This window comes from Acinetobacter sp. NIPH 298 (genome assembly GCF_000369505.1).
Classification (GTDB): domain Bacteria; phylum Pseudomonadota; class Gammaproteobacteria; order Pseudomonadales; family Moraxellaceae; genus Acinetobacter.
In genome coordinates this window covers 669,459-681,496 of the sequence record NZ_KB850055.1, presented here as the reverse complement: position 1 = coordinate 681,496, position 12,038 = coordinate 669,459, and the positions used below count along the sequence as shown (strand labels likewise).

At 39.4% G+C, this 12,038-nt stretch carries 8 protein-coding genes; 1 reads left to right on the top strand and 7 read right to left on the bottom strand.

The genetic code is table 11. From position 1 onward, the window contains the following. Positions 1-89: 89 nt before the first annotated feature. The 7 genes from F903_RS08230 to basE all read right to left on the bottom strand — a co-directional run bounded on the left by F903_RS08230 (position 90) and on the right by basE (position 8,868). The gene (locus F903_RS08230; RefSeq protein ID WP_005196174.1) at positions 90-860 is read right to left on the bottom strand and encodes a 4'-phosphopantetheinyl transferase family protein; all 771 of its coding nucleotides are present in this window, start codon (positions 858-860) and stop codon (positions 90-92) included. After that, on the bottom strand, positions 850-1,584 hold the full coding sequence (locus tag F903_RS08225; protein ID WP_005196172.1) for a thioesterase II family protein: 735 nt from the start codon (positions 1,582-1,584) through the stop codon (positions 850-852). Before F903_RS08225 ends, F903_RS08230 begins: the two co-directional genes overlap by 11 nt. Before the next feature lie 54 nt (positions 1,585-1,638). Continuing rightward, the gene (locus F903_RS08220; RefSeq protein WP_005196170.1) at positions 1,639-3,231 is read right to left on the bottom strand and encodes an ATP-binding cassette domain-containing protein; all 1,593 of its coding nucleotides are present in this window, start codon (positions 3,229-3,231) and stop codon (positions 1,639-1,641) included. After that, positions 3,228-4,838 (bottom strand): ATP-binding cassette domain-containing protein, encoded by a 1,611-nt coding sequence (locus F903_RS08215; RefSeq protein WP_005196168.1) that lies wholly within the window; start codon positions 4,836-4,838, stop codon positions 3,228-3,230. Before F903_RS08215 ends, F903_RS08220 begins: the two co-directional genes overlap by 4 nt. 244 nt (positions 4,839-5,082) lie before the next feature. After that, a complete protein-coding gene (locus F903_RS08210) occupies positions 5,083-6,234 on the bottom strand; it encodes a histidine decarboxylase (protein WP_005196164.1) in 1,152 nt (383 codons plus the stop codon). Positions 6,235-6,351: 117 nt separating this feature from the next. After that, the gene (locus F903_RS08205) at positions 6,352-7,221 is read right to left on the bottom strand and encodes an isochorismatase (RefSeq protein WP_005196160.1); all 870 of its coding nucleotides are present in this window, start codon (positions 7,219-7,221) and stop codon (positions 6,352-6,354) included. Positions 7,222-7,239: 18 nt separating this feature from the next. After that, positions 7,240-8,868, bottom strand: a complete 1,629-nt coding sequence (basE, locus tag F903_RS08200; RefSeq protein ID WP_005196158.1) for a (2,3-dihydroxybenzoyl)adenylate synthase BasE — start codon at positions 8,866-8,868, stop codon at positions 7,240-7,242. Positions 8,869-9,041: 173 nt separating this feature from the next. On the opposite strand from basE, the gene F903_RS08195 reads away from it, so the two are divergent. Further along, complete coding sequence (locus tag F903_RS08195; RefSeq protein WP_171065220.1) at positions 9,042-12,008, top strand: condensation domain-containing protein; 2,967 nt, start codon at positions 9,042-9,044, stop codon at positions 12,006-12,008. The last annotated feature ends 30 nt before the right edge of the window (positions 12,009-12,038 follow it).

Genomic DNA, 12,038 nt, shown 5'->3' with positions numbered 1-12,038 from the left:
TTAGTGTTGCTTCTTCTAAATATAGGAAATGTATAAGTGCTCAAACACATTAATACAAATGATTATCATTATCAATAATGTGAGATGTTTTAAATGCAAGAAATTGTAATTATCTCGTTATCTGTATCGAAAAAATGAACTTTGGTTACTATGGTATTCTTCAGTGAGGAACCGAGATGAATACGAAACCAAATAAAATTATCTGCTATCCCATCAAAAATAATTAATTTAAAATCAATTATTTGCTTATATTTAATATAAAAGGCTTTGATCACACTTTCTTTTGCAGAAAATACGAGCAAATATAAATCAGGTTTTTTAAAGCCTGTGTTTGCAAGTGCTGCTTGCTCATCTTCACTTAGAAAAACATGGTAAATTTCATCATTCTGTTGAAAAAATGTTTGGCACTTTTTCGATTCTATGTCGATTCCAAATGTCTTATCAGCACAATTATGATTTTGAGCATATGCAATAGCACAACATAAACGCTGATGACTGACATGACTAATACTTCCAATAACAGCGTCAGGCCATATTGGTTCACCTTGGTGACCTTGATGAATAATATAATCCTGCAAATTCAAATCATGTAAGGCGTATTTCGCAGCCAGACGTCCCGTAAAAAACTCTAACTGTCGAATTAACCCCGCATTCTTTATATTAGGGGGAAAAAAGATATTAAAATGCTGATAGAGGTCATCAAGCTGAGCTAGCGTTGTTAATGGCTCAACTTGAATATTATGAATTTCTAATCCGCAGCGCGTTATTTTTTCATGTTGGATATTGAAATGATCCAAGGATTGTATGGACTGTGTATTCCAATCTGTTGTCTCAGAAATGGCGTGCATATCAAGCAACATTCAACGTCAGTTTTTCTACTGTTTGTGAAATTTTTTTAAGCATTTTTATTCGTGTCTCGGGATCTAAAAAATAAAAATGATCTCCGTCCAACTCAACACTACCTAACCAATTGTCTGTGTGTTGCTGCCATGCATCCATCATTATTTTGTTTGGAATATCAGGATCATCTTTACCATAAAATGCGATGATAGGAACCTTCGTTTTACTCAGTTTTTCACCCAACAATTGACTACTTAGATAAAAATCATTACGAATAATTCTGAGGAAAAAAGTCAATGCCTCAGGATTATTTAGGATTTCATCGGGGAAATTATTATATCGCTTCAATTCATTTATAATTTCTTTATCCGTCAACGCATGCTTATAGCGCATATGTTGGATATAACTATGTTCTGGACGACTACTGATTGCAATCAATTTCAACTGATCAATCACTGGTTTTTCATTCAGATAATTGAGTACTTTCCAGATCAAACCGCCTCCCACACTATGTCCAAATAAAATAAACGCTGTTTCGGGGTAAGCTTGTATTTCATTGACAATTTGCATCGCCAATAGATCAGGATCATCCATCAAGGGTTCATTTATTTTTAGCCCATGACCCGAATATTCAATAGGAATAATACGAATATTGTCAGATATCTGCTTCTTCCATGGATAATAAATACTCGCACTACTCCCTGCTGGCGGTAAGCAGAACATATTATATTGATCTTTATTCATTTTAATGATCCTACAGCCCCTAAGCATTGCAAAAACTCAGGGGCTGAACAATAATTAAGTCGGGTCGGTTAAAGTTAGGGTTTCGGTTGGTTGCCAAATCGTTGCATCACGATGGGTAACGAAAATAACGGAAGAAGACAGACCACGAATTTCGGCAACAATTGCTTGCTCAGTCGTTTCATCTAAAGCAGAGGTCGCTTCATCTAGTATTAAAATTGGCGCATCTTTGAGTAATGCGCGGGCAATCGCGACACGTTGACGCTCTCCTCCTGATAATGCTGCACCTTGTTGTCCGACTGATTGATTGATCCCTTCTGAACTACGATCAATAACCGTTCCCAATTCCACCCTTCTCGCCACAGTTTCCACTTCTTCTGGGCTGGCGTCAGGTTTTCCCAGCCTAATATTTTCCGCGAGGCTTCCCGTGAATAGAATTGGCTCTTGCGAGACGTAAGCAATGTTTGCGACCAAATCCTCATCATTCATTTGATCTAAAGCTATTCCACCAAAAGTAATTTTTCCTTTTTGTGGATCATCGAACCGCATCAACAATTCTAATAATGAACTTTTACCACTCCCACTTGGCCCTGTTACCCATACTCTACTCCCGAATGGAATATCAAAAGTAATATGTTTAAGTGCAGGCGCATAACTGATGCTTTTTATCGAAATATCAAAACCAACAGGAGTTTGAGCTTGCAATGGCTTAGCTAACTCTGGTGGATGTGTGATCTGATTAAAGTTTCGTAAGGACGAAAGCAAATCGTTGATATGCAATCCTGCCACGGCGAGTTCAGCTAAAGGGGCTGACGCACGTCCAATCAATATCAACAGTGCCAGCACTAGCGCAGCATTAAGACTACCTGTCAGTACGAGAAAGATTGCCATCCCAGCAATAGGTAAAACACTTGCAAAGGTTGCAACAAAATTTGCAAATGCTGCAGCACGATTAATACGAAATAAGGTCTCTTCTTGTTCTTGCCAACGATGCTCAATTCGTTGAACCGCACCGACTGGACCTGCTGCTGTTCGCAATAACTCAATATGATCCACCAACTCTAAAGTTGCTTGCGAAGCAGCTAAATCAACACGATTACGTTTTTCATCGGTACGCATCAGTGAACGTTGCGCAAGGAATTGTGCCAATAACGAGAGCAAAACCAAAACCAAAGCAACCAGTGCAGTTCGTAACCCCGCAAGTAATGCGATTCCAACCAATAAGAACAACGGCATAAATGGCGCATGTAAAAATGTTTGCAGTTGATGTGCAGGAACGCTCATAAATCCAGGTATTCCCTGACCTGCCATCGCCGCAACTTGAGTTCGCTGTTCATTGCTAAACCAAGAAAGTTTGGCACGAGCTAAAGATCGACCCAATTCTTCAAATAAATCTCCAGCCAAACGAACACCAGTAAGAAAACCTGCACGAGTAACCATCACTGTCACCAAAATAGCGACAATTGCACTAATTACAACGCCTATAGGAGACCAGTGATACACCATAGCAAATGCAAGTACGGTATAAGCAATTGCTTCAATTGCTGCAACAAAAACCCATCCCATTCCAACAGCAATTAATTTATGTCTGGCAGCAGGTGGGAGCTTTGAAAAAATCTGTTCATGGTTTAATTTAGCTACAGTATTCATAGAGTTCTCCCTGCATCATTGATTGCATCAAGCACTAACCTACTGTCTATACCAGCAGCCAAAGCTAAATCATGTGTGACAATGACAATCGTTTTATTTTGTTTTTTGGCGAGATCATTTAATTCAAGCATTAACCTCTCAGTATTGGCATCATCTAGTGCACTTGTTGGTTCATCTAATAAAATAACCGATGCTGATGATAAAAATGCACGAGCAATGCCGACGCGCTGTTTCTCACCACCTGAAAGCAAACTTGCATCTGCATCCAAATCTACTTTTAATTGAGCCTTGAACAACGCCTGCTCAAGCTGTTCATCAGTTGCATCAACTGCAGATAAGACCAAGTTTTGTCTGACTGTTGTCGCTAATACATCGCCACCTTGAGGGATAAATAAAATCTTTTGATGTCGCAACGTTTCATGTAATTCAGATAAATCCGTTTCTGCAATTTGGACAACACCTTTTTCTAATACCGCTAAACCAGCAAGTGCTCTAAGAAGTGTTGTTTTTCCAACACCACTAGGTCCTGTAATTGCCGTGATTGATTGAGGTGGAAATGAATAACTCATTTGATCAAACACTGATTGACCATCAATAACGAAGCTTGCCTCTACAATTTCAAGAGGGGCATAGCCTTCAAGCTGTTGTATATGTCCCGATGGGAGCGTTGGTTCTTTTAAAAATAGAGCTAAACGAGTAGCCGCTGCTCGTCCAGCAGCCACATAATCCAGTCCATGCCCTAAGCGCAATGAAGGTGTCACGATCGCCAGACTAAAAAAAAGTGTTGCAGCCAATGTCATGCTGTCATATTGATAAGCCACAAGATAAGCAATTGCAAAAGTTGCAACGGCCTGTAATAAGGCGGTCGCGGCAGCAGCAAGTGTTGCCACTTTGCTTACCCAAGAAACCATATTCTGAGTAAAATGTTGTGCAGACTGGGTATAGGCGGTTAAAGCACCAGACTGTTGACCATAAATTCGATTATCCCGTATACCACGCGCATAATTATCAGCAGCGGCGATAATATCGAGCATAACTTGCATCCGCGCAGCACCATCCCGTTTCGAGACATGGGGTACGACGATCAAATAATACAGGGAAGCTATAGCACCAGGTAACAACACCCAAAGTGCCATTGGACCAACCAATAGCAATAGCAAAACAATTGAAGTCACAGGAATCACAACAAAAATCGCAATTTCTGAAGGTAAATGCGCCACCATATGATGTAAGGTCGTAATATCATCTGAAACCAAACGCTTTAATTTTTGATCACCTTGCTTAGCAAGTGTGGTCGCAGGTAAACGAGTAAGATGATGAACCACTTGACGGCGTAAACGAGCTGAAAATCCAGCTTCAGCATCGTGTACTAGCCAAGAAGAAAGTGCTGCGAATACAGCACCAACACCCCAAAACGTAACAGAAAAGATGACCCAATAAGCAGACAAATTACCAATGAGTTGCACCATTCCCCATAGTGCAGTTAGCATCGCTAAACCTGAAAGCACAGCAATTAAAGTTCCGATCAATAGTTTAGGAAATGCAGGTTTTAGTGCGGGGGCTAAAGATGGCTCTGTCATCACCTGAGATAACTTTAAATCACACATATTCAGCTCGCTTGATACTGAATAAAATAACCGCATGCTGAATGAGCTTGTCGTTGCCCCCATCCTTATGCTGTCCTATTTTCATCCCGAATAATAAAGATATTAAAACGTCATTGAATAACTGTTTTTTTAGAAGATTTAATTGCATAAATTATTTCCTAGCGGTGATATCCACGCATTATTAGATGATTGGCTCTAGCTCAAAATAAAGATTGATTCGATAAGACCGTATTCGTAGAGACGCTTAAAAACCAACAGTACGTTTCGATGCACCTTGTAGATCAAAAATGACGTCGTCGATTAAGCGATCAATCTGTTGAGTGTCACGATGGTGTGCTGTGGTAATTAAATGAGCTACATTTCCAGAAGTCGCCAGATAATGCTTCTTCCATACACGCTCTGAAGGACATGGAAAAACCACAGTAATTGAATTGGGATTTCGCCAAGCTTTGATGCCAACAGCTCGGAAGCGATCAACTGCATACTGTGCCATTTTCAAGCAATGTTGAACTCTTTGCCGTCTCTGTAAAAATGTTTGGCTTCGGATTGCAGCCCACATAAGTAAAACCGTGTGCCCATTACGCGAACCACTAATCGTTTGATCACGAGTGGAGATATAGTCGACATCTACTGCAATACGTCCTACATTTTGACGTTTTGCCACGACAATGCCGCAAGGGATAGGTGAACCAATCATTTTATGACCAGACACACAAATCGAGTCGACCCCATCAGCAAAAGAAAATGCCTGAGGATGATCAACAAAGGGTAAAATCATGCCACTGAGTGCAGCATCAGCATGGATATAATAATCTTGCCGCAAAAATCCAATTTGCTCTAATCGCGTTTGAATCAGCCCAATATCATCGATAGCACCTGTCATGGTTGTTCCAATATTGGCAAAAATAATGGGGTGCTTTTCTTTTGAGATTTGGATTTTGTTGATTAAATCATCATAATTTATTTCACCATTATCTAATGACTCGATCACACAAGATTTCATTTGCAATAATTTAGCAATTTTCAAAACTGAATAATGCGTATCTTTTGAATAGTACAATGTAGCGTCTGGGAATAATTCACGTGCCAGATAGCACCCAAACATATTGCCCTCAGTCCCCCCATTGGTTACATATCCCCAGCTTTCTTCAAATGGAATTTGAAAAAACTCAGCAAAATAGCGCATAACATCCTTTTCAAAGTCAAAGGAATTTAGGGCATAGTTACTGTCATCTTTCCAATCACCACAATTATTAATAGAGAATTTGAAAAACCGAAATAATGAGGAATAATCGAAATCTGCAGACTCAGGATAGCCAATATTAAAATATTGATGCTTCAAACAATAATTCCAAAAGTTTTCGATTCGGTCTTGATCAGCAGGCGATAAAATCATTTTTTGCTCCGTTGCTATGACGATTACAAGTCGTCTAAGGAGTCGCTATCAAAGATGTAAATTTTGTATATAAATTTAGCGACTAGGATTTGCCTCGTACCACATAAATCCATTCATTTATCCCGCAATCCTTTGCCTTGCATCAACCAATGACCACCAATTTGATAAAGTGGGTGTGCGTCCTAATTCTTCGAAACTAATATTGATTCCCTGCGCTTTGAGTTCCGAAGAAAACTGCATAATACGTAATGAGTCCAGTCCATAAAGAATCAGATTTTCTTCTGGATCTAATTCATCTTCTTCAATGAGCTGCTGGACTTTTTGCTCTAACCAAGGTCGCGTAATGCCTGTTGCCACCTGCCCCACTACAGATTCGGTATCCATGACTTGACCACAACGTGAAGATACATATTGCAATGCCAAACGGTGTTCTTCTTCTGAAAAATCGGCAACAGCATCTCCGACTAAAAATGGTTGTATATCACTCATGAAAGCCTCAACAGCCGTGATCATGCAACCAATATGTGCATACACGCCACCAATAATGAGCTGATCACGGTTCCAATGTTGCATTCGTTCAAGCAAGTCTGAGCGTTTAAAAGCACTGTAACGCCACTTGGTTAAGACAATGTCCTGTTGATCTGGAGAGAGTTGATCAATAATTTTCTGCTGATCAATTGTAGAGGCTGGTAAACCAGGCCCCCACATTGCATTCAGTAATGCGCGATCTTCAGCAGGTTGCTCATAAGGCTGTGCGGTGTATACAACTGGAATATTGTGCTGATGTGCCCAATTTTTTAATCGAACCAGATTATCAATCACTGTTTTAATTAACTCACTTTCAGCATCATAAAAATTCAAAAAGTAGCGCTGCATGTCATGAATTAATAAAACCGCTCTAGCAGGATCTAATTGCCAATCTGTTTTGTTATTTGGATAACTCTCTGGTTGAGGCATGAGATAGGTCGAAATTTTTGAAATAGCCATATGCTGCTCAATATTTATTTAAGATGTTATAGATGTATTTAAAATTGTGCGAAGTTGTTTTTTATCCACCTTACCTACGGCGGTAAGTGGCAAACTTTCGATAAATTGAATCTGGTCTGGAAGCTTATATTGTGCAATACCCAGCTCCATGAGATGACGCCTAAGCATGACAGCTTTGAGTTCAGGAGCACGAGAAACGATGAATGCACAGCTCTTTTCACCAAATTTCTCGTCGCTGACTGCGACCAGTGCGGCATGAACAACATCGGGATGTAAAAGCATCAGTTCTTCTACTTCTTCTGATGCAATCTTTTCACCACCGCGATTGATCTGGTCTTTAATCCGTCCTACTACACGCAAATTACCGTCAGGAGTACGTTGAACAAGATCACCTGAATAGTAATATCCGTCTTGATCGAACACCTGCCGATTGTGCTCAGGACTTTGATAATAACCACAAAAAGTATAAGGTCCACGAGTTGCAAGCATGCCAACCTCTCCCTCTGGAACTTCTCTATACTGATCATCAACAATTTTGATTTCATCATCAGGACTGATTGGACGTCCTTGCGTGGTGAAAACTTGTTCATCTGTATCATCTAGTCGGGTGTAATTAACCAAGCCCTCTGCCATTCCGAAGACTTGTTGTAATTGACAGCTCAAAACCTTAGGCACTTGACGTGCTAAAGATTCTGGAAAACTTGCACCACCAACCTGAAGCAAAGCCAAAGATTGGATTTGAGCCTGATACTGAGGTGCTTTTTCCAACCACATAATGACAGCACTAGGGACTAAAGATGCCATATTGACTTGATATTGTTGGATCAGTGCAAAGCAATTTAACGGTTCAGGATTAGGTGCCATCACAACACATCCTCCTGCATGTAAAACACCCAATGCACCTGGTGAACTCAACATAAAATTATGAGGTGCAGGCAACGCACACAGTAACCGAGTAGCTGAGCTTAAATTACATATCTCAGCACTGGCTCTCACACTATAATCATAGTCATTATGTGTACGTGGAATCAGTTTCGGTGTTCCTGTGCTTCCACCTGATAGTTGAAAAAATGCAACCTCATCCGCAGGTATAGACGCAATATCCACAACGCTTGTCGCTGCGGTTTCAATCCATTCAATTAAGCTAAAATCAGTCGGCTGATGATTAAGCATGAGAACGATCTCAGGCGCTAAACAATGCTCATGAAGTGCATCAATAAAATCATTATTACGAAAAACTTCGTGCTGCCGCGAACCAATTAAAAGCTTGGGTTGAATTTGCCTAACAAATGCATTCAGCTCATATTGCCGATGACTATATAATGCATTTAGTGGTACAACACCAACCTTAAGCAATGCAAAAAAGACAATATAAAATTCAGCCACATTAGGAAGCTGTACCAAAGCGGTATCACCTTTACCCAAGCCATTTTCAGCCAATCGCGAAGCCAAATTGCTTGATAGCTGATCCAATTCAGCATAACTAAACTGTCTTTCACCACAAATCACCGCAGGCGAATGTGGATGCAACTTAGCACCTACCGTCAAAATTCGCGTTAAAGGTTGGTCGATCCAGTAACCTTTGTTTCGATAACGCTGTGCCCTCTCCTTGGACCAGTAAACAAATTCAATCATCTGATTTTTCATATCATTCTAAATATTCAAAAACTGGTTTAATGGTTATCAAGCTATTGATTTTGTATACATTTCAATTTTTCTTAATTACTAAAATATAGTTTTAATCTATATCGCAGTAAAAGAAATACATTGAGAAAAAACAAACGATCTGTTTTTCGCATGTAATTAAAAATGACTATCAAATGCAACTGGTAATCATTTTCATTTGTTTGTATGATGCTAAAACAAGATTAATTTGTCAACCGAGTTATCGTTCAATGTGTGAATTAACTTCGATGCAAGCTGCCTGCTGGTTTGGGCGGTCTACTAGTACTGATTTAGGTGGGGTTTCAGCCCATCTTTATGCTGAATTTGATGGTCAAATCATCGATCTACAAAAATTAAATTTAGCCATTCAAAGGCTTTATCAAGAACACGACCTGCTACGGTTAAATTTAAGTGTCGATGGCATCCCAAACATTATGTCTGAGACTCCCCATCCGATATTAGAAGTCGAAGATTTTTCGATGCTAAGCGAAAATAAACTTGAGCAAGCACTCTTGCAAAAACGTGAGCAATGGACACATCAAAAACTAGATTTAAGTAATGGTCAAACCGCAAGATTTTCTATCAGTGTATTGAAGAATGAGCATTTTCGTTTTCATATTGATACCGATATGATCGCAATTGATCCATCAAGTTTTCGTCGGCTGATGGAGGATCTATCGTTATTCTATGAAGATCCAGAAATATCATACGTTCCACCCCCGAACTTTTTTGAATGGCATCACCAAACACGTACAGATCCCGATCTTAAAAAATTAAATCAACGAGATCGGTTATGGTGGAAACAGCGCTTACCCAATATGACTCCTGCGCCATCACTACCTATCACTCATGAAAAATTAGAAACAGCAAAAAGTTATCGTTTAAGTACATGGTTACAGCCTGAAATCCGCAAAGCGTTACAACAACTGGCACAAAAACAGCACATTACGATCTCTAATCTAATATTAGGGTTATTTGCATATACGCTTGGAAATGCGACCCAAGATCAAGCGTTTAGATTAAACATTCCGACTTTCTGGCGTGAGCCTATTTTAAAAAATATCGAGCGGAGTATTGGTGATTTTGCTAATTTAATGATCCTTGATGTCCACATGGAGCAAGCAGATAGTTTAGCGACACTGTGTAAACAAATAGCAAATCAAATGCTCGATTTACTCGAGCACTCGCATTATCCAGGTGTCAACATCCTACGTGATTTATCACGTTATCATGGTCGTGCTGAACTTGCGCCAGTGGTATTTACAGCAGCACTCGATTTGGCAGATGGTGATTTACTTTCTGAGCGTGTGCATCGGGTTTTCGGTGAAATGAATTGGGTCATTTCACAGGGCCCACAAGTTGCGCTTGATGCTCAAGTTGTCAATCTCAATGGCGGTATTTTAGTCAACTGGGATATCCGTTTGGATCACTTGCCTAAAACATGGATTAGCAGTTTATTTGAATCTTTCAGTGATTTACTTAGAAAGCTTGCAGCTGACCCTGAACAGCTTCATATCCCAATCACCGCATCAAAACAGCACCCAAAAACACATATAACATCGGTAAAACCACTAAATGCCTTACAACAAGCGTATTTATTAGGTCGTACTCAAACACTTCCGCTAGGGGGTGTCGCTATGCAGGAGTTTCGTCAATATCACGGCAGCATGGATATTGTTTTATTAAGACAACGTTTAATCGAAATGGTACGGCGACATGAAAGCCTACGCACGTATATTGATAAAAATAAATTGACACAATATCTAAGTGACCAAATTACAGTTAATCTAAAAGAAATAGATCTGCGGGCGGTATCGCTAGAACTCGCTTTTGATCAAATAGAATCTTATAAACATCGATATACACATGATCTATTCGACTTAAACCAACCACCATGGAATATCACGGTCTTCTTATTAGAAAAGAATCTATTAACGATTTTAGTTCGCTTTGATGCATTAATTTTAGATGGTCGATCTATTGCAACACTGATGTTAGAACTATTTGATGGTCAACAATATGATATTGAAACACAAACGCTAGAACATGAAATAGTCCATAACTCGTCTAAACAGCAATCTGATTTAAGATATTGGGAAGAAAAATTTTCCAAATTGACTGATATCCCACAACTTCCGTGGACGACCCCATTACAACAATTGATGACATCGCGTTACCAACGTAAAAAGCTAATCATTGCAAAAGATCAATTTAAAAAATTGTCCAAAATTGGAGCCAAACATTCACTGTTTAAAAACTCAGTCATTATGTCTGTCATTTTACAAGTGTTGTCTCATTGGAGTACTAATCGGGCATTATGTGTTGCTATTCCTACATTGCCTTTATATACGGGGCCATTTGTAAATAGCTCCACATTTATTGCTGTGGAATGGAAATATACAGCGCAATTTGTTCAACAAGCCAATCAATTACAAACAGAAATATTAGCGGGTTTACAGCATCTCTCATTTTCTGGTGTTGATCTCGCCCGACTCCTATTTGAAAAAACAGGTAAAGTCCCTGTATTACCTATCGTCATTACCAATGGTTTATCTTGGTCGGTACTGCCAGAATCACATGCTATTCAACTACAGGACGGGCTTACTCAAACACCCCAAGTTGCAATCGATATCCGTTTTAGCACAGGAAATGATGAGGCTTTGGTCTTCGATATTGATTATGCCGAAGATGCGCTTTCAGCAGAGATGATTGATGACTTTTTACATATGCTTCAATCCGCCATCTCCCAAATCATCGACTCAAACATTTTTACATTTGATTTGACTGAGTTTGTTACTGCGCTTCAAAGCAATAGGCAATATTTCAAGAACAATGTCGCTCAATATCAATATAGATCACTTCAGAATAGTACGGTAAAGACAACTAAACAACGTCATCAACTATTGCAAATCTATTTAGAGGCATTGGGTCAATCTAATAATGACATAACCGATGATTCGATAAATTTCACTCATTTAGGACTTCGTCCACAGCATCTAAAGATAATTTCAAAGCGCATTCGTGAAACTTACGCGATTCAGCTTTCACCTGCTCAACTTATTCATTGTCGAAACATTTCAGATGTAGAAAAACTTCTCGTATCCCATTCACCCGTATTTTGAACATTAAACTTAGTGGAATTATATAAAGTA